The organism is Sulfitobacter sp. LC.270.F.C4, from assembly GCF_032922545.1.
Classification (GTDB): Bacteria; Pseudomonadota; Alphaproteobacteria; order Rhodobacterales; family Rhodobacteraceae; genus Sulfitobacter; species Sulfitobacter profundi.
The window spans coordinates 843,626-866,464 of sequence record NZ_CP136692.1; the positions used below are offsets into that span (position 1 = coordinate 843,626).

Annotated in this window: 26 protein-coding genes; 11 read left to right on the top strand and 15 right to left on the bottom strand. The window is 57.7% G+C overall.

Annotated features, from left to right (window positions below):
• The first annotated feature begins 329 nt into the window (after nucleotides 1-329).
• Together R1T45_RS07950 and R1T45_RS07955 are read left to right on the top strand one after the other, a co-directional pair.
• Nucleotides 330-2,516 carry a heavy metal translocating P-type ATPase gene (locus R1T45_RS07950; RefSeq protein ID WP_260012835.1) on the top strand — a complete coding sequence of 729 codons (2,187 nt, stop codon included), beginning with the start codon at nucleotides 330-332 and terminating at the stop codon, nucleotides 2,514-2,516.
• A gap of 66 nt (nucleotides 2,517-2,582) precedes the next feature.
• Nucleotides 2,583-3,092, top strand: coding sequence for a murein L,D-transpeptidase family protein (locus R1T45_RS07955; protein WP_067264398.1), 510 nt, complete (start codon nucleotides 2,583-2,585; stop codon nucleotides 3,090-3,092).
• Nucleotides 3,093-3,095: 3 nt separating this feature from the next.
• On the opposite strand, the gene phnE is transcribed toward R1T45_RS07955, so the two are convergent.
• From phnE to R1T45_RS07975, 4 genes are read right to left on the bottom strand one after another with little or no spacing between them, the layout of a single operon-like run.
• Complete coding sequence (gene phnE / locus R1T45_RS07960; RefSeq protein ID WP_244153745.1) at nucleotides 3,096-3,857, bottom strand: phosphonate ABC transporter, permease protein PhnE; 762 nt, start codon at nucleotides 3,855-3,857, stop codon at nucleotides 3,096-3,098.
• Nucleotides 3,854-4,636 (bottom strand): phosphonate ABC transporter ATP-binding protein, encoded by a 783-nt coding sequence (locus R1T45_RS07965; RefSeq protein WP_093744239.1) that lies wholly within the window; start codon nucleotides 4,634-4,636, stop codon nucleotides 3,854-3,856. Before R1T45_RS07965 ends, phnE begins: the two co-directional genes overlap by 4 nt.
• A complete protein-coding gene (locus tag R1T45_RS07970) occupies nucleotides 4,633-5,508 on the bottom strand; it encodes a phosphate/phosphite/phosphonate ABC transporter substrate-binding protein (protein WP_093744240.1) in 876 nt (291 codons plus the stop codon). The genes R1T45_RS07965 and R1T45_RS07970 overlap by 4 nt, the downstream gene beginning before the upstream one ends.
• Nucleotides 5,508-7,235: a cytochrome c peroxidase gene (locus R1T45_RS07975; RefSeq protein WP_260010383.1), complete on the bottom strand. Its 1,728-nt coding sequence runs from the start codon at nucleotides 7,233-7,235 to the stop codon at nucleotides 5,508-5,510. The genes R1T45_RS07970 and R1T45_RS07975 overlap by 1 nt, the downstream gene beginning before the upstream one ends.
• A 244-nt stretch (nucleotides 7,236-7,479) precedes the next feature.
• Between R1T45_RS07975 and mntR the strand changes: the two genes are divergently transcribed.
• On the top strand, nucleotides 7,480-7,950 hold the full coding sequence (gene mntR, locus R1T45_RS07980) for a manganese-binding transcriptional regulator MntR (RefSeq protein WP_260010381.1): 471 nt from the start codon (nucleotides 7,480-7,482) through the stop codon (nucleotides 7,948-7,950).
• Nucleotides 7,951-8,189: 239 nt separating this feature from the next.
• On the opposite strand, the gene R1T45_RS07985 is transcribed toward mntR, so the two are convergent.
• The 11 genes from R1T45_RS07985 to R1T45_RS08035 all read right to left on the bottom strand — a co-directional run bounded on the left by R1T45_RS07985 (nucleotide 8,190) and on the right by R1T45_RS08035 (nucleotide 16,909).
• Nucleotides 8,190-9,131, bottom strand: a complete 942-nt coding sequence (locus R1T45_RS07985; protein WP_244153749.1) for a cytochrome c oxidase assembly protein — start codon at nucleotides 9,129-9,131, stop codon at nucleotides 8,190-8,192.
• 337 nt (nucleotides 9,132-9,468) lie between these two features.
• On the bottom strand, nucleotides 9,469-11,040 hold the full coding sequence (lnt, locus tag R1T45_RS07990) for an apolipoprotein N-acyltransferase (RefSeq protein ID WP_260010378.1): 1,572 nt from the start codon (nucleotides 11,038-11,040) through the stop codon (nucleotides 9,469-9,471).
• Nucleotides 11,037-11,531 carry a signal peptidase II gene (gene lspA / locus R1T45_RS07995; protein ID WP_394421859.1) on the bottom strand — a complete coding sequence of 165 codons (495 nt, stop codon included), beginning with the start codon at nucleotides 11,529-11,531 and terminating at the stop codon, nucleotides 11,037-11,039. Before lspA ends, lnt begins: the two co-directional genes overlap by 4 nt.
• Nucleotides 11,515-12,297 carry a ZIP family metal transporter gene (locus tag R1T45_RS08000; RefSeq protein WP_067264372.1) on the bottom strand — a complete coding sequence of 261 codons (783 nt, stop codon included), beginning with the start codon at nucleotides 12,295-12,297 and terminating at the stop codon, nucleotides 11,515-11,517. Before R1T45_RS08000 ends, lspA begins: the two co-directional genes overlap by 17 nt.
• A 22-nt stretch (nucleotides 12,298-12,319) precedes the next feature.
• Entirely contained in the window at nucleotides 12,320-12,778 is a 459-nt protein-coding gene (locus tag R1T45_RS08005; RefSeq protein WP_260010374.1) for a DUF411 domain-containing protein, read from the bottom strand.
• Between the two features lie 3 nt (nucleotides 12,779-12,781).
• Nucleotides 12,782-14,149: a M23 family metallopeptidase gene (locus R1T45_RS08010; RefSeq protein WP_269347077.1), complete on the bottom strand. Its 1,368-nt coding sequence runs from the start codon at nucleotides 14,147-14,149 to the stop codon at nucleotides 12,782-12,784.
• A complete protein-coding gene (locus R1T45_RS08015; RefSeq protein WP_120351836.1) occupies nucleotides 14,146-14,763 on the bottom strand; it encodes an SCO family protein in 618 nt (205 codons plus the stop codon). The genes R1T45_RS08010 and R1T45_RS08015 overlap by 4 nt, the downstream gene beginning before the upstream one ends.
• Complete coding sequence (locus tag R1T45_RS08020; protein ID WP_260010370.1) at nucleotides 14,763-15,230, bottom strand: copper chaperone PCu(A)C; 468 nt, start codon at nucleotides 15,228-15,230, stop codon at nucleotides 14,763-14,765. Before R1T45_RS08020 ends, R1T45_RS08015 begins: the two co-directional genes overlap by 1 nt.
• 28 nt (nucleotides 15,231-15,258) lie before the next feature.
• Nucleotides 15,259-15,918, bottom strand: coding sequence for a DsbA family protein (locus tag R1T45_RS08025; RefSeq protein ID WP_067263745.1), 660 nt, complete (start codon nucleotides 15,916-15,918; stop codon nucleotides 15,259-15,261).
• A 2-nt stretch (nucleotides 15,919-15,920) separates the two neighbouring features.
• The gene (locus R1T45_RS08030; RefSeq protein ID WP_260010368.1) at nucleotides 15,921-16,337 is read right to left on the bottom strand and encodes a disulfide bond formation protein B; all 417 of its coding nucleotides are present in this window, start codon (nucleotides 16,335-16,337) and stop codon (nucleotides 15,921-15,923) included.
• 5 nt (nucleotides 16,338-16,342) lie between these two features.
• Nucleotides 16,343-16,909, bottom strand: a complete 567-nt coding sequence (locus R1T45_RS08035) for an SCO family protein (protein WP_260012833.1) — start codon at nucleotides 16,907-16,909, stop codon at nucleotides 16,343-16,345.
• 214 nt (nucleotides 16,910-17,123) lie between these two features.
• Here R1T45_RS08035 and R1T45_RS08040 point away from each other — a divergent pair, with 214 nt between their 5' ends.
• From R1T45_RS08040 to R1T45_RS08075, 8 genes are all read left to right on the top strand, one after another.
• Complete coding sequence (locus R1T45_RS08040; RefSeq protein ID WP_067263750.1) at nucleotides 17,124-17,552, top strand: MerR family transcriptional regulator; 429 nt, start codon at nucleotides 17,124-17,126, stop codon at nucleotides 17,550-17,552.
• Nucleotides 17,553-17,989: 437 nt separating this feature from the next.
• Entirely contained in the window at nucleotides 17,990-18,589 is a 600-nt protein-coding gene (locus tag R1T45_RS08045) for a cation transporter (protein WP_093743398.1), read from the top strand.
• A 154-nt stretch (nucleotides 18,590-18,743) separates the two neighbouring features.
• Complete coding sequence (locus R1T45_RS08050) at nucleotides 18,744-19,211, top strand: DUF411 domain-containing protein (protein ID WP_093743399.1); 468 nt, start codon at nucleotides 18,744-18,746, stop codon at nucleotides 19,209-19,211.
• A 96-nt stretch (nucleotides 19,212-19,307) separates the two neighbouring features.
• Nucleotides 19,308-19,742 (top strand): CBS domain-containing protein, encoded by a 435-nt coding sequence (locus tag R1T45_RS08055; protein ID WP_093743400.1) that lies wholly within the window; start codon nucleotides 19,308-19,310, stop codon nucleotides 19,740-19,742.
• A 119-nt stretch (nucleotides 19,743-19,861) separates the two neighbouring features.
• Nucleotides 19,862-20,809, top strand: a complete 948-nt coding sequence (locus R1T45_RS08060) for a cation diffusion facilitator family transporter (protein WP_317390560.1) — start codon at nucleotides 19,862-19,864, stop codon at nucleotides 20,807-20,809.
• 54 nt (nucleotides 20,810-20,863) lie between these two features.
• Nucleotides 20,864-21,292 carry a hypothetical protein gene (locus R1T45_RS08065; protein ID WP_208597578.1) on the top strand — a complete coding sequence of 143 codons (429 nt, stop codon included), beginning with the start codon at nucleotides 20,864-20,866 and terminating at the stop codon, nucleotides 21,290-21,292.
• A 98-nt stretch (nucleotides 21,293-21,390) separates the two neighbouring features.
• Nucleotides 21,391-22,338 carry a WD40/YVTN/BNR-like repeat-containing protein gene (locus R1T45_RS08070; protein ID WP_244153696.1) on the top strand — a complete coding sequence of 316 codons (948 nt, stop codon included), beginning with the start codon at nucleotides 21,391-21,393 and terminating at the stop codon, nucleotides 22,336-22,338.
• Entirely contained in the window at nucleotides 22,335-22,829 is a 495-nt protein-coding gene (locus tag R1T45_RS08075) for a DUF411 domain-containing protein (RefSeq protein ID WP_093743402.1), read from the top strand. The genes R1T45_RS08070 and R1T45_RS08075 overlap by 4 nt, the downstream gene beginning before the upstream one ends.
• Nucleotides 22,830-22,839: the final 10 nt, after the last annotated feature.

Below are 22,839 nucleotides of genomic sequence, written 5' to 3' on the forward strand. Positions count from 1 at the left end.
CGGTCGGAGCGCGGCATCTTCAAAAGAGTTCATAAAAAGAAACGCAATTTTTCTATTGAACCTCTAGTAACTGTAGGGGCTATGTCAGAGTTGAATCAATCTAATCCTAGGGTCAATCTATGTCTATCCATGACCACCGCCGCGACCACAAACACAAATCTGACCGCGATCGCGAGCACAGTGATTATCAAGAGCATCCGAAAGGAGTTTCCCACTCTCATGGAGAAGGTGGTACGTGCTGCGGTGCTGGAGCCGACACGGAACCAGCACAACCCATCCCCGCGACCGGACGAAGTTTCCAGGTCTCTGGTCTGGATTGTGCCGAAGAGGTGGCGATCCTGAATAGGGCTGTCGGTCCAACAGTTGGCGGGACAGAGCATCTGGCGTTTGATGTCATTAATGGACGAATGACGATTCTGGATACTGCGGATAAGATTTCAGATGATGAGGTCGCTGAGTTGGTCGCGAGCACGGGCATGAGCGCGAAACCGTGGGATGCCGACAACGCGGCCGAAAATCAGGCAGCGCATTTGGCACGTCAAAAGCGTTTTACCACGCTGAGCGGCGGGTTTTGGGCGGCAGGATTTCTCTACCATATCGTCGAAACGGGCATGGGTGGTGCGCTTGGTCTGTTTGCAGGGCATGGCACGGCGCCGATGCCCATCGCGGAAGCCGGGCTGTTTGCCGTCGCAATCCTTTTTGGCGTCTGGCTCGTTGCACCAAAGGCCTGGTCTTCAGCACGCAGAATTAGCCCTGACATGAATCTATTGATGGTGGTGGCCGTGGCGGGTGCTATCGGGCTGGGCGAATTATTCGAGGCAGCGACAGTTGCGTTTTTCTTTTCACTGTCGCTCTACCTTGAGAGCTGGAGTGTGGGGCGGGCGCGCAATGCGGTGTCGGCCCTTCTGGATTTAGCACCACCGACAGCCAGGATTATCCGGCCGGATGGTAGCGAGGCGAATGTTCCAGCGGCAGAAGTTGCCGTGGATGATCGCTTCATCGTGCGCGGCGGCGACCGCATCCCACTTGATGGCGAGGTCTTAGAGGGGGCCGGGGCTGTCGACCAGGCCCCGATCACTGGCGAAAGCGCACTGGTTCCGAAGGAACTCGGCGACGAGGTTTATGCCGGCACAATCAATGGTGAGGGCACACTGACGGTGCGCGCGACGAAGGCCGCCTCGGACACGGTGCTCGCGAAAATCATTCGCATGGTCGGCGATGCCCATGCCCGTCGCGCCCCGGTCGAGCAATGGGTCGCGAAGTTTGCACGCATCTACACCCCCATAGTGATGGCGCTGGCGGTCGCCCTTGCGCTGGTGCCGCCGCTCCTCCTGGGCGGTGCCTGGGACTATTGGTTCTACAATGCGTTGGTGCTGCTGGTAATCGCCTGCCCCTGTGCCCTTGTCATCTCAACACCAGTTTCGATCGTGGCAGCGCTGACCGCGTCGGCGCGAGCAGGGGTGCTTATCAAGGGGGGCGCTTATGTTGAGGCGCCAGGTCGCACCACTGCGCTGGCGATGGATAAGACGGGAACGATCACTATGGGCGAACCCGAGGTTGCAGCAGTTCACGCATTGGGCGAAGCCTCCGCGCGCGATCTCATAACGCTGGCAGCGAGTTTGGAGGCACGGTCTTCGCACCCGCTGGCACGGGCCATTCTCGCGCGCGCGCAAACTGATGGTGTTTCCATAACTGCTGCAGAGGATACACGCACCGTGCCTGGACGCGGGCTGGAAGGGCGCGCCGACGGGCGTGTAATCTGGCTCGGCTCGGATCGGTTCGCTGAGGAGAAGGGGTTTGGCAATCACATTCCGACAGATTTGAGAGATCGAATAGAAGGAGCAGGGAGCACCTTAGTTGTAGTGGGTGACGAGACTGCCGTGGTCGGCATACTAGAGCTGCGCGACCGCATCCGCCCTGATGCTAAGGGGGTCGTTGAAAAGTTGCATGCGCAGGGTGTGGAGACGATCGTGATGTTGACGGGCGACAACGAACGCACCGCGCGTGCCGTCGCGGCCGAAGTTGGGATCGACGAAGTGCGCGCCGAACTTTTGCCAGAAGATAAGGTGACGGCCATCGAAGAACTGGTGGAAATCCACGACATGGTGGCGATGATTGGTGACGGCGTGAACGACGCACCGGCCATGGCGCGGGCGCATTATGCCATTGCCATGGGGGCTGTCGGATCTGATGCGGCCATCGAGACGGCCGACATTGCGCTGATGACTGACGATATCGGCAAGGTGCCCTGGCTTATTGGTCATTCACGCCGGACCATGTCGATCATCCACCAGAATATTGGTATATCGTTGGCGACCAAAGCGCTGTTCGTCGGGCTGACCGCGTTCGGCATGGCCTCTATGTGGGGCGCCATCGCTGCGGATGTGGGCGTATCCCTGTTGGTGGTCGCCAATGCACTGCGGCTTTTGAACGGCTATCAGGTCGAGGGCGGGCCTTCGGGCGGTGAACCGGTGGGCGAGAATATGGCAAAGGGAGCACTCGCGCACGGTCATTGATCCGGCATTTGCGGTTAAGTAACGCCTAAAACACATCAGACCTCACGAAAGGGGCATCAAGCAGTAATGACTACCAATTTTCCACGACGGGTCTTTATTCTAAGTGGGTTGGCTGCCTTCCTGTCAGGCTGTGCAGATAAGTTCCGGACCTACAACGGACCCAAAGTAACCCGTCTTCGCATGTACAAGGCACAGCGGTTGCTCGTCCTTGACGGGAAGGCGGGCGTTTTGCGTACATTTCCCATCGGATTGGGCTTCGCGCCCCAGGGTCACAAACAGTTCGAGGGAGACGGCCGTACGCCAGAAGGCACCTACGTGATTGACCGACGCAACCCGGACAGCCTCTTCCACCTCTCCATCGGCATCTCATATCCCAACGCGGCGGATATTGCCTTTGCTGAGTCCCAAGGAAAGTCGCCGGGTGGCGATATTTTTATTCACGGTGGGCCACGCAAGGGGATCGACCCGATGAACAAGCGTGACTGGACCGCAGGATGCATCGCCGTAACGGACCGTCAGATCGAGGAAATCTACGCAATGGTGAAAAATGGAACACCGATCGACATTTATGCTTGATGGTTAGGTAAATCGACGACGCAGCGTGATGTTGATCGCCTCGATGACGATGACTAGGCCGACGACGGCAATCGTGACGCTGGCCGCCTTGTCATACTGAAAAGAGCGGATGTAGGTCTGGATGTAAAAGCCGATCCCGCCCGCGCCGACGATGCCGAGGACCAACGACTCACGCAGGTTCAGTTCGAACCGGAAAATCGTGTCGCGGGCGATGACTGGGGCCATCTGTGGCCAAATCGCATGTCTGAGCCGCACGAGCGGTCCAGCCCCTGCACTTTCAAGTGCTGCGATGGGGGCGCGAGATACGCCGTCGATCGCCTCGGCATAGAATTTAGCGAGCATCCCAGTGGCATGAAAGGCAACTGCGATGATGCCGGGCAGCGGCCCGAGCCCGACCGCGCCCACCATGAGCATGGCCACGAGGATCAGCGGTACCGCCCGGATAAAGGCCAGCAGCGCGCGGACCGGCCCGAACACCGCACGCGAAACCATGGTTTCGGACGCGAGAATAGCCAGAGGGGTCGACAGCAGCACTGCGCCGAGGGAGCCGAGGATTGCTATTCTTAGTGTCTCTGCGCTGCCTTTTTTGATCTCGGTCATCACTGTCGGATCGGGCGGGAACATCCGGCCGATAAAGTCGGTAATCCGTGGACCGGCCGAAGCAAGACGCGACAACTCGACATCGGTTGTGACGAGGGACCATAGGATGGCAATAGCGATCAGCGAACTGGTGACGAAGCCGCCGAAGTCGCGGGGGGCCATCATAACACCGCCCGGGGACCGAGTTCCGGCGTCGGTCCTGACCCCCGATAGAGTTCGGCAGTCGCATCGTCTTTCAACTCGGACGTTGGCACGTTAAACGCGATCCGCCCCTCTCGTATGCCGATGATGCGCCCTGCAAAACGCCGCGCCAGATCGGGTTGGTGCGAGGAGAATAGCGCTGTTGCATCACGCGCTCGCGCCGCCTTGGTCATCAACCCCAGAACCTCTCCAGCGCGGGCGGGGTCGAGGTTGCTCACTGGCTCGTCGGCGAGGATCAGCCGTGGTTCCTGCGCCAGACATCGCGCAATAGCCACGCGCTGTCGCTGTCCTCCGCTGAGACTGTCGACACGGCGTTCCGCGAGTTCTGCGATGCCGCAATCGGCGAGTGCTGTGCGGGCAATATCGAGATCGTGAGCCATTGGCGATCCCAGTACTGCGTGGAAAGGTGACATCCGCCCCAGGCGGCCGTTGAGCACGTTGCGTAGTGCCGTGGAGCGTTCTACGAGGGCGAATTCCTGAAACACGAAACCGGTATCAGGACGGCGAGCTCGGGGTGGTGGGCGGTCGGGATTGAGCGGCGCACCCAAGACAGAAACGCGCCCGCGCCATCCCTGAATCCTACCGTCGAGCAGCGCCAGCAACGTCGTTTTGCCCGCCCCGGATGGGCCCAGTAAAGCGACACACTCGCCCGCCGGGATCCGAAATGAGACTCGTTCCAACGCTGGTAGCTGTGCGCCCTTATGGACATAACTCAGATCGTCTATTTCGATAGCCATGCTCATCGTAACAGCCCGTATTTCTTTGCCATATCGCGTACGCCTTCATACGCGGTGCCGTCTGCCCTGACGTAGCCATCTGGTCCGTAAAGATAGCTCAATTTGTCGCGGTGCTTCGGTTCGTTGAGCTTCAGCATGACGTCAACAAAACGAGCTTGCAGGGCGGCATCGAGTTCTGGGCGTGCGATCACAAGGTGACTTGGAATCGGCGCGCTTTCTACGAGCCAAGTCACCTCGGCCTGCTGTTGTGGGGTCAACAACAAATCCGCATACTGACTGGCACCGGCGGCATCGACCAGACCTTCGGCCATAGCCTGCATGGCTTGCTGGTAGCCTCCCGCAAAGAACACGCGGCCGAAGAATTTCTCCGCTGCGCCAGGACCCTCAATTAGCCCGGCCTTAACGAATTCGGAAAGAGGATAAAGATAACCTGATTCAGAGATCGGGTCGGCAAAGGCGATATCGCGCCCGCGCAGGTCTGCCAGCGTTTCGATACCGCTGTTGCGGCGGACAAAAATGCGTCCTGTGTAACTTGACGCGCCCCGGTAGACCTCAGACAAGAGAGGTACCGCGCCAATTTCCGCCTCCGCCAGAACGAAAGGCAATGCGCCCATGAAGGAGACGTCTGCATCTCCGTTGCGAAGTGCCTCGACAGCCGCAGCATGGTCGATGGTGACGAAGCCTTCCACGGGAACGCCAATCTGTTCGGATAGCCATCTTGTGATGGCCTCAATGTCGCCTAAGAGCTTGTCGGGATTCTCCTGCGGAATGAAAGCAAGCCGCAAGGGAGTGTCTTGTGCGGTCAGCGGGGAGGCCAGCGAGATCGCGCCTGCACTGGCCAAGGCCAGCATATTTCTGCGGGTTAGGTAGAATTCCATCAGAATGCCCTCTCTTCGATCGCGTCGGCTTCGGTCTTGAACGCGGTCCAACTTGCTTCGGCGGCCCCCCAGTCGTCGTCACGGACTGCATCGCCGACTGCGGCAAGACGCTCGGCCAAGGCATAGACTTCGGGCCGTGCGGTCAGGTTCGACATGGTGCTCGCGTCTGCGGCGAGGTCCGCAGCGACAGTATCGGTCAGCAGCAGGATGTGCTCTGCGTCACGTCGGGGCAGAAGCGTGTCGAGCGTCGATGCAAATGTCGCCAATTCGGCAAATGTCAGGCGAAAGGCGGTGTTCTCTGCGTCGAACTTCTCGTAAGGCTCGTCTGCCGACCCTACAGTCTCCAGATACGCGGTCAGTTCAGTCCGTTCCGTCTCTGATAGCCCAAGCGATTTCGTCTCATCGAACCACTCAACAACGGCGGCCAACGTCGACAGCGAACCGTCGTGAAAATAGGGGGCGGTATATGCGGTTCCCAGCAAGGACGGCGTATCCAGCGCGCCTGCGCGCGCGCCACTATATGCCGGCGAGACCGATCCAATGTCATGGGCTTGCCGATCGAGGAAATTTGCGTCAGGCACGTGGCAACTAGCGCAGGAGCGATCGCCTAGCCCAGCGAAAGGCCGATTAAAAATAGCCTCGCCTCGGTGCGCCGCGTCCGGGTTTGCCTCGGACAGCGTACCATCCGCATTCAGCTTAGAGTTTGGTAGGAAGTCGAACTCGAGCATGTATCCTACCAGCGCGTCGAGCATCAAGGGCGTCGGCTCCGCGCCGCCAAATTCATTGACGATCACGTTCCGGCTGAAGTCGCGCAGAGAGGCAAAGCGCCCATCGCGACCATAAGGCCCGGTGAAGCGCAGCCCGCGCAGGCTCGGAATGTCGATCGGGTCGTCGCGCCGGTCGTTGAAGATAGGATTAAAGAACGCGCCATCGACGTCGATGGCACCGGGTTGGTGGCTGGCGCCCGGGATGAAGAGGCGCTGGTTCACATCCGAGCGATTGTGACAGGTCGAACAGGCGATCCCGAGGTTTCGCGCAGGATTTCCGAATATCTGCGGGCTGTCGAAAAGCATGTCGCCATAAGCCACCAAGGGCAGATCGGTCTCGTCGATACCTTGTTCCTCGAAGTTGAGGACAAGCAATGGCAGCGGGTCCTGATCGAAGATGTCGGAGCCAGGCGGCAAGCTTGGCGGCACCTCGATAGTGCGTCGGCTGAACACAGCGGTTTCGGGCAGGGCACTCAGTGTCTGACGTGGAGCATAGTTGGCTAAGAGGTAATTTTCCGCGAGATAGCTGGAAATGACTGCGCGCGCGGCCTCCAGCGTGTCGCGATCCGCGGAAAAGGCGCCAGCGCCGAGAAGACCAGCGGACCCCGTGCTACTGTTAAGTTCCAGCCAAGCGAGGCCGATACGTCTTGCTGCTTCGGGGTCGGCTGCCGCGATACCATCCTCAAACGCACGGTAGAGCTCGCCTGCCGTTCGCAGAGCCTGGCGCGCCTTTGCAGGCTCTTCGGCTGCGAGAGTCCGGTCCAATTCCTCTTCGATCCTAAGCGCTACAAGACGAGTGGCCTCTGTGAAAACTGCTTGCCGGTCTTCACGTGCCATGGCGTCAAGGATACCATCCGGCTTGATACCGCTTTTGCGGTCCACCCACTCCAACGCGCCGGTCGAGAATTCCGAACCCCGGTGAGGTTCTGTCCAAGCGGTCTCGATGTCGTCCCAAGGCACTGGCGCGAGATTTCCAAGAAAAAGTGTCAGCCGATAGGCTGCCGCCTCAGGAAGCCACGGAGCCTCTTTGACAGGCGTCGCCCCCCCGGGTCCGGACAGCAGGACCGCGCTTGCAGCGGTTAGCAGCAGCCTCGAAAGATTTTTTATCACCATAGCCTCCAGCGCTAAAACTTAGACTCGTCTAACTTAGGTATTCTAGGCTAATTAGATTGTCAATTTTAGTTATTCGTTGCAATGTCCGGACATGTCGAAGCTACAATCATACGAACGCGAGGCGTTCGAGACTGTCGAGAGAGCTCCCGAAGCGCAGGCTAAGGGTTTCGCGACTGTGCGCCGAGCACATGAAAGCGAAATGGCGGAGGATTATGTGGAACTGATCGCAGAGCTGATCGAGTTGCGGGGGGAGGCTAGGCCGGTCGAAATCGCCGAGCGGCTTGGCGTGAAATCTCCAACAGTGACCAAGAACATCTCCCGACTCAAGGCTGCTGGTTTGGTGCGGCGGGAGCGTTACCGCGCAATATTTCTAACCGATGCGGGCCGAGAATTGGCCGAGGCCTGTCGCCGCCGCCATAGAGTCGTTGTCGCGTTTCTTCTCAGCCTGGGAATCGACGAAGAGACTGCGGAACGCGATGCGGAGGGGATCGAGCATCACGTCAGCACGACCACGCTGGAGGCCTTCGAGCACGCCCTCCAGAAGTTTCAGAGCAGCAAGTAGCGCAGCATCGAGTTCTCTCGAAATTCAGCAAGGCGAGACTCAAGAGGCTGCAGCGTCAGCAGTCATACGTTGGCGGGGTAGCATTTGTGTCAATGCTTAACTCTGGTCCAACCCATCGCATCCTCTGAGTTTGGCCAGCACGAAATAGTGCGCCCAATATTCCTACCTGCGCCGACCATGCAGCGAAAATGCCGGTCGCGTGAAAAGAGGTAGGCGCAACCCTTGAGTGGGTCCTCTGTTCAAAGCGCATAGACAATTGTCACCACCGTTGTGATGACGATCAAGAACATGACCAATGCGCCTATGGCAAGGGTCCGGCCCATGTCGCGGTTTGTCTTTGCCACTTTCAGACGCAATTCTTCGGCGGTTTCCGGAAACTCCAGTGCCGCCGAATTCGAGCCGCGTAGCAGGTCGTATCTCGTATTCCAGCGACGTACTTCCGCAGCGTCCCAGCCGTTCATGACCAGAATGATCGCGACGATCATCACCATCGAAGACGGGACCCAAATAGTATAGCCGCCGATCGTTTCGTCGGACAGCGCATCGATCAATCCAATTCTTTCCCTATGGGAGAATGCGTAAAGGCTCACCTCCTTGAGTGTCGTCAGGGAACCTAGAAAAATGTTTGCTACGATCACAACAAAGGCGGACAACAGCCTCGCTCCGCGTTTGGCGCCCACAGGGGGGTCTCTGGGATCGAAGAGCATGGTAAAGAACCAGAGCCCTGCTAGTACCATTCCCAGATGAGCGAACACTTCGATAGCCGCGATACGCTGCGCAAGTGCGTAAATGACAGGTACCTGCCAGATAAATAGCGCTCCAACAATCAACCCAGTTGCGGCCGTTGGATGCGCTACGAAACTTTGTCCCCGGGAGTTCGCTGGCGCACTGAAGTGTTGACGCCGGCGTCTTTCGAGGCTGGATAGCAGGATGCGCCACGGCTGCGATACGGCGATGAGAAGGGGGCCGATAAGGCGAAGAAGAAGATGTTCGACCTGATGTATTGAGAATAAGGTATGTCCCATTACAGCGAGCGGTGCGTTCATGGCTGCAAGAATGCAAGCAAGGCCGGCGAAGAACAAGATCGGACGCCAGACAGAGATCGTTCCGCGGATACGCACGGGTCGTCTGAGGCCGCGCATATAGAACCATGCGGCCAAACTGACGGATACAATGGACACTGGCGAAATCGCAAATCCAAACGGGTCGAAAAGAAGAAAGAAGGGGATTATCAGCTCCTGTCATTTTGTATTGTCAGCCAGTCGATAGGTACCGATGAACGTCGGGATTTTCCCATTACGCAACCCTAGGAAGCGGGCAGTTTTAATTCGATACAAAGACCAAATTCGCGTCAGGAAGTGATGCGTAAGAGAACCACTGAGATGAAGAAACCCAGTAGGCCTAGGGCGATGCCGAAGCTTGCCGCATATTGAAGGATGTCTAGGTAGTTCCCTTTGCGGCTCCGGGCTAAATAGCCTCCCCAAAAAGCACCTCCGATAAAGCCTACAAACATTAGCATCACGGTTCCTTTGGGTTTGTTTTTACAGACTTATGTCGCTGTTTGGCCAAGCCGAAGGCAAATCTCAACGTCCAAGCTGCACAGATGAGCGACAGAAATGTCCAATCGCCGAAACGTCCGTAAGGCGTAGCCGTACGCGCTGCCGGTAGGCTTTCATTTATGACGTCTGTTCGCCCAGTGTCGAGGCGCGCGACGATCTCGCCGTTAGCATCAATAATTGCGGATATCCCGGTGTTCGCAGCGCGCACCACGGGTAGCCCTTCCTCCACAGCGCGCATGCGCGCGGATGCGAGGTGCTGCTCGGGCCCGATGCTGGCGCCGAACCAGGCGTCATTTGTGGCGTTGAAAATCCAGTCGGGACGAAAAAGATCGTCGACCACCTGGCCCGGGAAAATGATCTCGTAACAGATTGCCACCGCAACCAGAGGCGCGCCCGGAATTGCCAGCGTTCGTGGCCCTGGTCCCGGCGTGAAATCACCCAAACCTTCGGCCAGACGCTCGAACGGCAGCCAACCTTTCAGGGGCACATATTCCCCGAACGGAACAAGATGATGTTTTGCATATCCCGTTAGAATTTCGCCGCTGCCGTCATAGACCTGAACCGTGTTGAAATATCGGGTTCCCCCATCCCTCTCTACGCGGTCAGGCACACCTGTCAAAAGGATCCTACCGTCTGGCAAAACCGTGGATAACCGCCTGCGCGCCAAGGCGTCTTCGTCCAGAAAACCGGGAAAGGCCGTTTCCGGCCACAGCAGCAGGTCGAAGCGTCCGGGTTGAGCGGACAAGCCGAGGTATTTTTCCAGCGTGCGTTCGCGGCTGCCCGGCGCCCACTTCTCGACTTGCGGCACATTGCCTTGGACGATGCGCAAAGCAATGTCCGTTGGCGGCACGTTCTGATTTAGCCGAAGCACACCGCCCCCCCAAATTACCGTCACCGCGACGGCAAAGAGCGCCAAAACAGCTGCGCGGCTGTTTGGCGCGGCTGCGATGAACACACCTGGCAATATGCTGATAAATACCGTGACAAAGCCCAGACCGTAACTTCCGACCCATGCGGCGGGTTGGCGCAGGGGGGCATGTTCGACAAGGGCATAAGCAGCAAGGTTCCAGGGAAACCCCGTCAGGACATGACCACGCAGCCATTCCGCGGCAACCCAACACGTTGCAAGCAGAAGACCTGCCGTAATGCCGCCGACAGCACGGCGCTGCATTACGGTGGCAAATAACATCGCCGCAATAGCTGGAAAAATGGCCAGTCCGGCGGACAGTCCCGCGACTGCTGGGATCGCAAGGGCACCGAAACGTTCGGAATCGACGTAAAAGCTTTCGGCAATCCAGGAAATTCCAAACAGGAACTGGCCCATTCCAAAGATCCAGCCGATGACGAAGGCGCGCGCGGTGGAAACCTGCATGAGCACGAGAAAGAGTGCTGAGAAGGCGACTGGAACAGCGATGATCCATGAGAACGGTGGAAGGGTTAAAACCGTTAAACCGCCCGCCATAAAGCTAATCCCTGATCGCAGGGGAAAGCAACGGCTGCAGCCAGTCAATTGCAGCCAACCCGTCATCATGGGTCAGTGTGAAGTTTAGCGGCTAACCACGGTGCTAGGAGCAGCAGCCCCACGCCACCGACCACGAACACATCCGCCATGTTGAAGGCGGGCCAATGCGTGGAGCCGACGTAGAAATCGAGGAAGTCCGTCACACCCCAAAATCGAATGCGGTCGAGGACGTTGCCGAGCGCGCCACCGATGATCGCACCATAGGCGATAGCCTCAACCCGGTTGTCAGTGCGTACCAGCATGACGGTCAACCCGCCGCAGATGGCTAGGGCCAAGGTCGCAAGGCCCCACCATGGTGCTCCACCAAGCAGTCCGAATGTCACGCCATCGTTGCGCAAGTAAATAAGATTAAAACTGGGAAAGACCGGAATTCCGGCGCTCAAATCTGTCGCATTAGCGACGACGATTGCTTTTGTCACCTGATCGACAAGAAAAGCAGTTCCAGCCGCAATGAAGCCTTGGAAATGGGACTGTTTCATCTCATCACCCCAGCCATACATCTAGGAACAACATGATCACGAGGCCGACCGCGAGACCGAAAGTCGCCCTGTTTTGATGGCCGGATCGGTGGGTTTCGGGAATGATTTCGTGGCTGATTACGTAGAGCATCGCCCCGGCGGCGAAGGCGAGGCCCCATGGCAACAGGGGCTGCGAGATGCCGATGATGCCAGCGCCAAGAAGCCCGCCTACCGGCTCGACAAGACCTGTCAGGGCGGCAACCCCCCACGCACGGCGCCTGGAATACCCCTCACCAAGCAATGAGACCGCTACGGCGAGACCCTCGGGCGCGTTTTGCAGCCCGATGCCAATCGCGAGCGGCAAGCCACCAGAGAAACCATCAGCCCCAAACCCGACACCAACGGCAAGCCCTTCGGGAAAATTGTGGATCGTGATCGCTATGATGAAGAGCCAGACGCGGCGCAGAGATGCGGCGGCGGGCCCTTCTCGCCCCGTTTTGAAATGTTCATGCGGCAGTCGTTCATTCATCAGAGCGACCGCCCCCATGCCAAGCAAGATCGCAACACAAACGATGGCTGCCGGGAGAGCACCGTTGTCGAACTGTCTTTCGGCTGCGTCGAGAGCCGGAATGATCAACGAAAAGAATGAAGCAGCGAGCATGACACCCGCCGCGAAGCCAAGCAGCAAATCGCGCGTGGCACGGGAGGGGACGCGTCCAAAGAGAACGGGGGTCGCCCCGACCGCTGTCAGCGATCCGGCGGCAAGGCTTCCAAGAAAGCCGAGAGTTATTGGGGACAAGGGTTCCAAGCGCTGAGTTCCCGCCGATACGTCAGTCAGCGGCCAAATAGCTGCTAAGGATTTCGGTCGACCCATCGCCCTGGATCAAAAAGACATCGTAGCCCTCGCGATCATTTTCCGGTCCCATGCCCGGGGAGCCATAGGGCATACCCGGCACCGCCACCCCCACTGCATCTGGACGCTCATCCAACAAACGCTGGATGTCTGATGCCGGTACATGACCTTCGATCACGTAGCCGTCGACCAAAGCCGTATGGCAGGATACCATGCGCTGAGGCACGCCGGTGTCGAGTTTGAATCGCACAAGAGATCCCCCGAACATGTCCTCGCCTATCGGCGCGAATCCGCTTTCCTCAAGGTGCTTCATCCAGGACAGACAACAGCCGCAGCCGTTTGTCTTCCGGACATCAATCTGGATCGCATCGGCGACAGCTTGCGCCGCGGAAAACAAGGCCAGCGTGACTGCAAGAGCGGGAGCCAGTCGTTTCATGGATTAAAGCCTTTCGGTTGTTGTCTGCACAAATTCGCTGGTGAGCCTCTCGGCCAGTAGCGAGCGAGCCTCAGCCAATCGCTCAAGTGCAGCCGTGCCAACCGCATCCCGGTCGGCCGCCTCTACCAGTCGGTCGTCTGAGAGAGGATCCGTCGGGCGACCATCGACCAGAACCTCATAATGCAGATTTGGGCCGGTCGCGGTGCCGGTCGCACCGACGCGACCGATTATGTCTCCGGCCATCACGCGCTGCCCTTGTTCGAGTGTGTCCGGCACCTCGCTGAGATGTGCGTATCGTGTCAGGGTGTCGGAACCATGCGATATCTCCACCACCCGGCCATATCCACCACGACGTCCGATGAAGCTCACGCGTCCAGGCGCCGTTGCTTTTACAGGCGTACCGCGGGCCGCAGCAAAGTCGACGCCGGTGTGCATGCGTACATTCCCATAGACCGGGTGCGTGCGACGGCCGAAGACGGAACTCAGCCGCGCTCCTTCCACCGGTTGGGCAAAGACACGCAGGACCTCTCCATCCACATAGATCGTCGCTTGACCGCTGCCGTCATCCGGCCAGACGATCTCATAGACCGATCCAGCAAGGTCCAATGCGGCAAAGGCAAGCTCGGGCTGGCCAATCCTTTTGTTTCCTTCTCGCGCCTCACGCCAAAGGAGACGCATCCTCTCACCCCCGGAGAGTTCACGTCGAAAATCGATTGTGCCGCCCAGCATCTGTGCCAGATCGACCGCGAAGCGTGCAGGTATCTTTGCCTTGTCCAACGCTGCGGAAATCGAACTTTCAACCACCGCCTCGCTTGCGAAAATCACCACTTTAGGGTCTGGTTCCAATACGCGCGTAAGAAGTTCTTCACCAAAAACCGTTTCGATCCGCACTCCATCATCAATGGCCAGTTCTACGCGCTTCGGATTGCCGTCCGCGTTTGAGATCACGGTGATCTCATGGCCTGGGCGCAATCGGCGCAGATCATATTCCACTCCAAGTGCCAGAGCGATCTCCGCACGGGCGGGTGCGGCAACGCCGGCGTTCGCTAAAACTGCATCCAACGTCTCACCCGACGCGATTTGACGCGTCCAAGTCACCAAGGGCGGTTCAATTGCTGGCAAGGCGGTTTCGGTGACGTCAGGCTGCAAGAGAGGGACGTTTAGGATTTTGCGCGCTCCGCCGACTTGTGTGGTTTTGGGAACCGTCATGACGCTATCAGCAAGTCGCGGTTCCAAAACTGCAGCAGGCGCCCATTGCGTTGCTTCGGCAATCGATTGGGGCACCGGTTCTTTGGGCCACCACCCTAAGGTGGCGATGGCAGTCATCGAAAAGGCGCCTACCAGGGCCACCGAGGCAACTCTTATTCTCATGTTGTGATCTCTACATCTTCTGTCAACGCACGTCGGATCTTCGGTACTGCGAATTCTCTTGGCTCGTGGTGGTCAATCATGGTGACGAACTCACCGTTGGCGCCAAAAAGAAATATGCTTGCCGTATGGTTCATCGTGTAGTCACCTCCCTCGGTCGGGACGCGCTCATACGAAGCCCGAAACCCTTCTGTAGCGCGGGTAATCTGGTTTTCCGTCCCGGTCCAACCCCGAATGGCCGGATGAAAATAGCCGACATATTCGGCCATGGCCTCGACCGTGTCACGCGCCGGGTCGACCGTGATGAAGACCACGTTCATCTGCGCGGCTTCGTCTCCGAGATCTTCAAGCCAGCCTGAGATATCCGATAACGTCGTGGGGCAGACATCCGGGCAGTAGGTGAACCCGAAGAACACCATGGTCGGCCGTCCGATCAGGGTTTCTGGGCCCACTTCATGGCCTTCGTGATCGGTCAGTCGGAAATCCATCGCCGTTAGGGGGAGCGGCCTTTGGCCAGTAGGTTTCGGAGCGCCGGGACCATCCACGCGCCACCAGCCGATACCAAGCATCATAGCCAGAGCGCCTGCACCGTATTGGAACAATTGCCGACGCTGCATCAGCTTTCCGGCCCGCGCGCGGCGATCCCCAGAATTGGGACCTCAACAGTCACTTCGCTACCGTCCGAGAAAGTCAGTGTCAGCGGGAAGGTCTCGCCTTCGATCATCGGGTCTTGCAGCTTCATGAGCATGGCGTGCAGCCCGCCCGGCTCCAATGCCACGCTTTCGCCCGGCCCAATCGTGATGTCGTCTGCAGGTGACATTGAACTGACGCCTGCAGCGTTGGTTTTCGTCTCATGGATCTCGGGCATCGTGGCAAGTGGTGTTGTAAGTCCGGTCAGCGTGACTGTGTCTTCAGTTGCGTTATGTATAGTGAAATATGCCGCGCCCGGTCGGTTTATACCAATCGAAGCACGGGACCACGCGTTTACTACGATGACGTCCTCCGAACCGGCAAATGTCGGAGTCGATATGCCCGAGAGCAGCAAAAAAAGAGTCAAGCCCTTGATATAAGGTAGCTCTATCATGACAGATTCTCCTTTATCTATCCGAGCATCAACTTTGGCTGACCGCAATTTCTGCAGCGACCAGTCGCCGCAGTTCGGCCTCACCGAACGGGTCTAATGGCTTGGCGTTGACGAAGAACGTGGGCGTTTGTCGCACGCCTACCGCTTCGACATCAGCGCGGTCCTGATTGAGCACTGCCACGACACCGGGGGCCAGCATCTGTGTTCGAGCAGCTTCGACATCCAGACCACCGCTTGCGGCAATCTCAAGGATCAAACCCGGTGCTGGAGTGCCATGGGACGCCCATCGTGGCTGCTCGCGCAGGACCGCTTCCAGCACGGGTTCGAACACATCCTGCATCCGCGCAGCTTCGAGAACACGGATCGCTTCCACTGAAGCTTTCCCGTGAAAGGCAGTATATCGAATGACGACACGGACCGCACCACCGTGCTCAGTCATGATATCCTTGACCACGGGATAAAAGGCGCGGCAGGCCTCGCAAGCTGGATCGAAAAACTCGACAATCGTGACAGGTGCCGTTTCGGGGCCAAGGATCGGGGAATAGGACCGGATCAGCACATCGTTCACTTCTGGCGCGACAGGGACTGCCTCTGCCATGGGTTGGGGGCGGGTGGCATACCAAGCCGCGCCGCCAAAACCTGCGGCACCAACAGCCAGAACGGATAGAACGAGGCCGCGTCGATTCATGTTTATTTTTCCTTCAGTGAAAGGGCCGACAGCACCCCGATAATCGTGAAGGCGACAAGCGCCATCAGCGGAATCGGAATCCCGGAGACCAACTGGTTGTCGTCGGTACAAGAGGGGCCAGTCGCCGTGCAGGGCTGGATCGCCTCGGGGATCAGACCGACATAGAGGCCGATGTGATACATCGCCACCGCCGCCCCCCCAAGCGCCAGTGCAACGCCATAGCGCCCCACGCGGGAATCCTGCCACCACAACCCGAGCCCAAGAACGATGGCCAAGGGGAACATGAAGGCGCGCTGGAACCAGCAAAGGATGCAAGGCGTTTGACCAAGCACCTCGCCAATAAAGAGCACGGCAAGCGATGAGATAAGCGCAATGATCCACGCTAGGCCAAGGGCTGTTTCTCCGGAGAGTCGGGGCATGACGATCAGATCCTCTCTTTCAGATCGGCGAGGATCTCTTCGGCGGGCGTGCCATAGGGCCAGGAATCCGCGAAGCCTGCCTGTTTGTCGAAAAGGAAAAGGTGCGACGTGTGACCCATCGTGTATCCACGCGGCGCAGTAGCCTCCTCGATCCGCTCAAAGAAAATTGGGAAAGTCTCGGATGTTGCGGCGATCTGCTCCGGCGTGCCGGTCAGCCCGATGATTCTTGCGTCGAACACGGGCACGTACTCTGCTAAAGCCGTCGGCGTATCTCGCTCAGGATCGATCGTTATGAAAATCGGCTGAACCATTGCCGCCTCATCGCCCAGACCCTCCATCACGGCCGCGACTTCGGACAGTGTTGTCGGACAGACGTCGGGGCAATTGGTGAAGCCGAAGAAGACCAACATCCAGCGACCTTTGAAATCTTCCTCCGTTTGGACCATCCCGCGATGATCGGTCAGTTCGAAATCAGCAAAAAACGGTGGTTCACTCTCTGTGCGGGCAAGGTCGGCACGGTAGTCCAACCACAGCAACAGCCACATGAGAACGAACGCCGCCACGCCCGCCAACACCTTCGATACCTTCTGAAAACCTGGAAGCCTCACACCGCTACGCCCGAACTTGATTCTATATTTTGGAGGTGTCTACAACTTCTAGCAGCTGTAGGTTCAAGCGCGATTGTCGCTAATTGGCTGGCAATCACGGACCTGTGAGGAGGTGGTGAATCTTGTGATGTCTGCCACTTAAAGCTACACCCTCTGTAGCTAATGTGGAGAGCCTGAAATGTTGACCATTGGGACGCTTGCAAAAAAGACTGGTACAAAAGTGCAGACAGTCCGGTATTATGAGCAGATCGGGCTCATGCCAGAACCCGGCAGAACTGAAGGCGGCCAGCGACGATATGGTGATGCCGAGCTTGACCGCCTGTCGTTCGTCCGGCACGCGCGGCAACTGGGGTTCTCGTTGGATGCGATCCGCGAACTGCTCGACCTCAGCGATCACCCGGGAAAATCTTGCGCGGAGGCCGATGCGATTGCCCGCCGGCAGCTTAAGCAAGTTGAGCATCGACTGGCTCGCCTGGAGGCGCTGCGCACGGAATTGAAACGTATGGTGCATGAGTGCAGTGGCGGGCAGACCGCTGACTGCCGTGTGTTAGAGGTGTTGAGAGACCACTCCGAATGCCTGACAAACCATGAAGAGATCGGCGGCTAAGATGCCCGTTGCGTTTGTCTATCCGATCGCGGCGCTTGCCGAAATCGCAGGGTGTTTCGCTATCTAGGCCTGTTGGCACTTTGGGTTTCGCCTGGCACTGCTGCTGTCCTAGCCTTGTTCGGATGGCTCTAGGCGCAGGTGGAAGCTGTCGCCGCGGGACACACATTTACAGCTTATGGTGGCGTCCATATAGCGGCCTCGGTTGTGTGGATGTGGTGGGCAAAAGTAGGCCTGACAGCCGGGAACTGCTCGGGACCGTTATTTGTTTGCTAGGGGCAACAGCCGCACCGCATGAATACTAAGAAATGGGCCCGTTCGGCTCAAGCGAAATCTGGTTCAACTTACTTTGATTCATTCCAGAAAGACGAAAGAACTCCGGAATAATAGCTCGTCGTTTGAGTTTGCAATTCTGCAAGTTCTGGGATTAAGAATAGCGCATGGTAGAGCAGAAGAATGCATCGGAAAGACGCACACTCTGGATCGTTCTGGGGCTGAACATCGGGTTGGCTATCGCCTTCTTTATCTCGGGCGCATTTGGCGATTCAACCGCCCTTATCGCCAATGGTCTCGACAATTTATCAGATAGTTTTGTCTACGGGATCAGTCTCTTTGCCTTGTCCCGATCCGCGAAGTGGAAGCGTGGAGCGGCGAATGTTTCGGGCGGCCTGCTGATCCTTTTCGCCGTCGGCATCCTTTATGATGCTTGGCGTCGCTACGTTGGCGGATCGGATCCTCTTGGCATAATCATGATCATCATGGCACTGGTCGCGGCGGGCATTAACGCGCTCTGCGTTTGGCTGTTGGCACGTATTCGCGATCCAGATGTGAACATCCGCGCGGCGAACACATTCAGCTGGAACGATTTCGCCGCCAATCTCGGCATTGTTGCCGCAGGCTTACTCGTGGCTTGGCTTGGAGCGAATTGGCCCGACCTTATTGTTGGCGTTATTGTTGCTGGCATTGCTGCTTGGGGCGGTGTCGGAATACTGAAAGACGCACATGGTGAACATCATAAGGCTGTTTGCCATGACGATTAGGTAGGGACGTGGGCTTGACCGGAGGGGTAATGACAGTTTAGCGCGCTGTGATTGTTTTTCTTCTGGCCTTTCTACGCTGTCTATCTGATCAAGCGAACGACTGTAATTCGCTCTTATCCTGTCCGATTTAGGAAAAACCTTGGAAGGATTTCACATGACCCTCACACGCCGCCGCCTTCTGGCCTGTTCCGCGAGCTCATTCGTCGCTGCGCCATTCGCAGTTTGGGCTGAAGAAAAGCCTACCATCCACGTGATGAAAGATCCCAATTGCGGGTGCTGTTCGGCTTGGATCGACATCTTGGAAAAAAACGGTTTTGCCGTAACAACTGAACGCAGCTTTGGGACGCTGTTGATCCGGCACAAGTTGGACAGCGGCATCCCGCAGAACATGACCTCGTGTCACACCGGCGAGATTGAAGGCTATATGATCGAAGGTCACGTTCCGCCCGCCGACATCCGCAAACTGCTGGCCGAGCGTCCAGATGCCATCGGCCTTGCCGTGCCGGGGATGCCCTATGGCTCACCAGGTATGGGGTCAGAAGATGAACGCGAAGCCTATGAGGTCTTTCTAATCTTTAGGGACGGCAGCACAAAAGTGTTTTCGCATTACGACGCTGCATAGGGCACTGCGCTGAAACTTGCTGCAAAGTATGGTGACAGGAACCTCAGTGTCCATCTTTTGGTTTGCACTGTGTCAACCAAAGCAAGGAGCAAGATCATGCAAGTTCAGGACATCATGACGAGCAATCCCACCTGCTGCGACCCCGATACTTCGATTCAGGAAGCCGCTGCCCTTATGGCTGAAAAGTCTGTCGGCTCCATTCCGGTGCTCAATGACGCCGGTGAGCCCGTTGGCATCGTGACGGACCGCGATATCTGCTGTGGTGCCGTTGCGCAGCGCAAGACGGTTGAAACACCGGTTTCAGAAGTCATGTCGAACGACCTTCTGACAGTCTCTGCTGACGACGACGTTGAGAGCTGTTGCAACAAGATGGAAGAAAAACAGGTTCTGCGTAGCGTGGTCACCGACGAAAGCGGTAAATGCTGTGGCGTCGTCGCCCAAGCGGATGTCGCCCGGGAGGCCGGTGAAGCGGAGACCGCAGAGTTGGTGGAAGAAGTTTCGCAACCCAAGAAGAAATCGGGCTGCTGCTGACAACGTAATGAGCCCAACGGTTCATCCGGATAAGGGCTTTCAGTTTTTTGCCAATGGAAATGATCAGAACGCGGTGTAGGACCGCGTTCTGATCGAACTAACAGAAAGAGGCGCGGCCGATGGCTCACGATCACGCTCATATAGATCCCGAGAGTGGTGACCGCAGGGTATCCATTGCGATTTGGGCGAACGCGCTGCTTACGGCGGCACAGATCGTTGGCGGGATTTTCGCCGGTTCGTTGGCGCTTATTGCTGATGCGCTGCATAACTTTTCTGACATGGCCTCATTGGTCATCGCCTTTGTCGCCCGAAAAATCGCGCGACGTCCAGCGGATGAACGCATGACCTTCGGCTATGGCCGGATCGAAGTCGTTGCCGCCCTGATCAACTACACCACGCTTATCCTTGTCGGGCTTTACCTGATCTATGAAGGCGGGATGCGCATGATTGACCCGCCGCAAGTGGCGGGTTGGACTGTCGTGATTTTGGGCGGGGTCGCGCTTGTAGTCGACACTCTTACGGCGCTGCTGACCTACTCAATGCAAAAGGGCAGCGTGAACATCAGAGCGCTGTTCCTGCACAATTTATCGGATGCTTTGGCTTCAGTTGCCGTAATCATCGGCGGCATCCTGATCATCCTTTACGATCTTCGGTGGGTTGATCCGGCCATCACCATCGGCATTGCCCTTTATATCCTATACCTCGCTCTAACTGAGATCGGCGATCCTATACGTATGCTGATGCTGGGCAGCCCGCCTGACATGGATGCGGGTGCGGTGGTTGAAGCGATGACGAACGTCGAGGGTGTGCGCGATGTGCATCACGTTCACCTATGGCAAATGCAGGAACATGAGGTCGCACTCGATTGTCATGTGGTTTTGGAGGGAACAGGTCTCGAGGACCTTGAGTTTGCAAAAGATACCCTCAAAGGAATATTGGCAGACGACTTTGGCATCACCCATTCAAGCCTTGAGTTTGAAACCCTCGGCAATGCGCATGAGAATGCATCACTGTTCGGTCATGCGGATCGGCGAAAGAGTAAAGGCGAAGGAACCGGCACAGATTGAGCGGCAGCCGAACTCGCGAAGGCTGCGCGCCGCCTTGAGCAACGTCCCGCCCATATGAGCGCATTCCGCCATTCTTCCGCTTTCCTTTTTCGACCAAGGATCGACATTTCAACAACGTGCTCCTATATCACCATCATGCGCATTTTGCTTCGCCTTGCCACGTTCTGCCTATCACTCGTTCTCCTAACGGGTGCGTTGGCGCATGATCTGGCGGCGGCGAATATGTCGATAGAGATGTCCGGCATGACCGTATCCTCGACAAGTGATCAGGGCGAAGCCTGCGCAGCTTGTTTGCCAGGGGAGCAAAGCGAGGTTGTCTGCGACATAGATTGCACAGCTCCCGTATTTGTTTATTCGCAGATGCATCAGTCATCCATAGAGAGCGTTCAGCGCTTCTTCATGCCTGCGCCAGCGGATCTCAGCCTTGCCGGGCTTAATCCCGGGTCTGATCCTTTCCCACCAAGAACCACCTTCCTGAGTTGACCGGCCGCACCGAAGGGTGACGGCCCGGTCTCGCGTTGTCTGCTGCCAAGCGGCAGCAAAGCGATCGACCTTATCCGTCACTTTCGGGAACGACCTTCATGTCACTTTATCAATCGCGCGATATTTCGCGTAGACGCATGCTGTCCAGCGGACTCGCTGCCATGGGTGCGGCGCTGACCCTACCTCATGTGTCATATGCAACCACTCAGGGGGCTTCGATCCGGGCCCTCGGATACGACGGCAACTCATTGATCGTCGCGTCTGAGCATGCTCTCTGGCGCGTCTCCACCGCAAATCAAATAAGCGAACGGCCACTTGATCACACAGTCACCGCGATCGCCAGCCACCCCGAGGCTTCGGGCAGTCTCTTTGCGGCGGTCGAGCCAACCGGTCTCTTGCGCAGCCGCGACGGCGGGCGCACGTGGACCAACGCAGGTGCAGGTTTGCCTCCAGTCCGGGTTACTGCTCTGACCCAAGCGGCCCTTGAGCCAGGTTTGGCCTATGCTGCGCTTGCGGGTGACGGGCTCTGGCGCAGCGAAGACGCCGGGGAAAGCTGGGAGTTCGTGATGGACCGGCCCTATCTGAACGGAGCCGAGCAGGAGGTGCTCACGCTCGTTTCTGTGGGAAATCCGACTGGCATGGGCGGCATCTGGCTATATGCCGGAACTGAGGCAGGACTAACCCGCGTGCCCGATTGCTTTTGTCGCTGGCAGGATGTGACGGCGGGTAATGCCATGGATGCTCTGGTCGAGGGTAAAGCGCTGCCGCCCACGACACCGCTGCCTGTAGGGCAGCCTGTCCCACATCTCGCGCTCTCGCCCAAAGCACCGGAGCAACTCTACGTGGGCCTCGACAGTGGCCTTTGGACTTCGGCAGACGCAGGGGTGAATTGGTCGCTGGTTGCTGATGGAAAAATCGACGCACTGGCTGTCGATCCTGCCGATCCTCAGCGTCTGACCGTCGTTCGCGACGGCAATCTTTCTGTCAGCCGCGATGGCGGCCTGACGTTCGACACTCTCGACATCTTTGAAGGAGACAAAAATTGAACAGTAAATTCACCCTCGGCACGGTTGCCGCAATCACAGCCGCCGGCATCATTGGTTTTGCCACCTTCGGCATGGCCGAAAGCGACAGAGCGCCTGACACGGATACCGCTGCGATCACCGTTCCGGCTGACCGCCAGATGACCATTTGGCGCGATCCGTCCTGTGGCTGCTGTGACGCCTATGCCGATTATGCAGAAGAAAACGGTTATCATGTCACCCGCATTGACGACCGCGATTTTGACAAGCGTTCTGTCGAAGTTGGCGTGCCAGAACAGGGGCTCGGTTGCCACCTCGCTGAGGTCGATGGCTATTACATCAGTGGTCTGGTCCCTGTGGAGGTCATTCAACGCCTAACGTCTGAACGCCCCGAGATCACCGGCATTACGCTGCCGGGTATGCCCAGCAACGCACCCGGCATGGCGGGCAAGAGTGGCACCCTCAAGACCTATGCCTTCGGCGAGGACGGCGTGGCCGTGTATTCAAATGAGTGAGGATGGAATG

Excerpts from the sequence above, each read along its gene's own strand:
- R1T45_RS08015 (WP_120351836.1), bottom strand. The coding sequence starts at position 14,763 with ATGCAGCGTCGGCAATTGTTCCAATACGGTGCAGGCGCTCTGGCTATG.
- R1T45_RS08020 (WP_260010370.1), bottom strand. The coding sequence starts at position 15,230 with ATGATAGAGCTACCTTATATCAAGGGCTTGACTCTTTTTTTGCTGCTC.
- lspA (WP_394421859.1), bottom strand. The coding sequence starts at position 11,531 with ATGTATGGCTGGGGTGATGAGATGAAACAGTCCCATTTCCAAGGCTTC.
- R1T45_RS08010 (WP_269347077.1), bottom strand. The coding sequence starts at position 14,149 with ATGAGAATAAGAGTTGCCTCGGTGGCCCTGGTAGGCGCCTTTTCGATG.
- R1T45_RS08045 (WP_093743398.1), top strand. The coding sequence starts at position 17,990 with ATGGTAGAGCAGAAGAATGCATCGGAAAGACGCACACTCTGGATCGTT.
- R1T45_RS08005 (WP_260010374.1), bottom strand. The coding sequence starts at position 12,778 with ATGAAACGACTGGCTCCCGCTCTTGCAGTCACGCTGGCCTTGTTTTCC.
- R1T45_RS08030 (WP_260010368.1), bottom strand. The coding sequence starts at position 16,337 with ATGCCCCGACTCTCCGGAGAAACAGCCCTTGGCCTAGCGTGGATCATT.
- lnt (WP_260010378.1), bottom strand. The coding sequence starts at position 11,040 with ATGATGACGGGTTGGCTGCAATTGACTGGCTGCAGCCGTTGCTTTCCC.
- phnE (WP_244153745.1), bottom strand. The coding sequence starts at position 3,857 with ATGATGGCCCCCCGCGACTTCGGCGGCTTCGTCACCAGTTCGCTGATC.
- R1T45_RS07970 (WP_093744240.1), bottom strand. The coding sequence starts at position 5,508 with ATGGAATTCTACCTAACCCGCAGAAATATGCTGGCCTTGGCCAGTGCA.
- mntR (WP_260010381.1), top strand. The coding sequence starts at position 7,480 with ATGTCGAAGCTACAATCATACGAACGCGAGGCGTTCGAGACTGTCGAG.
- R1T45_RS08060 (WP_317390560.1), top strand. The coding sequence starts at position 19,862 with ATGGCTCACGATCACGCTCATATAGATCCCGAGAGTGGTGACCGCAGG.
- R1T45_RS08040 (WP_067263750.1), top strand. The coding sequence starts at position 17,124 with ATGTTGACCATTGGGACGCTTGCAAAAAAGACTGGTACAAAAGTGCAG.
- R1T45_RS08070 (WP_244153696.1), top strand. The coding sequence starts at position 21,391 with ATGTCACTTTATCAATCGCGCGATATTTCGCGTAGACGCATGCTGTCC.
- R1T45_RS07965 (WP_093744239.1), bottom strand. The coding sequence starts at position 4,636 with ATGAGCATGGCTATCGAAATAGACGATCTGAGTTATGTCCATAAGGGC.
- R1T45_RS07955 (WP_067264398.1), top strand. The coding sequence starts at position 2,583 with ATGACTACCAATTTTCCACGACGGGTCTTTATTCTAAGTGGGTTGGCT.
- R1T45_RS08055 (WP_093743400.1), top strand. The coding sequence starts at position 19,308 with ATGCAAGTTCAGGACATCATGACGAGCAATCCCACCTGCTGCGACCCC.
- R1T45_RS08065 (WP_208597578.1), top strand. The coding sequence starts at position 20,864 with ATGAGCGCATTCCGCCATTCTTCCGCTTTCCTTTTTCGACCAAGGATC.
- R1T45_RS08025 (WP_067263745.1), bottom strand. The coding sequence starts at position 15,918 with ATGAATCGACGCGGCCTCGTTCTATCCGTTCTGGCTGTTGGTGCCGCA.
- R1T45_RS08050 (WP_093743399.1), top strand. The coding sequence starts at position 18,744 with ATGACCCTCACACGCCGCCGCCTTCTGGCCTGTTCCGCGAGCTCATTC.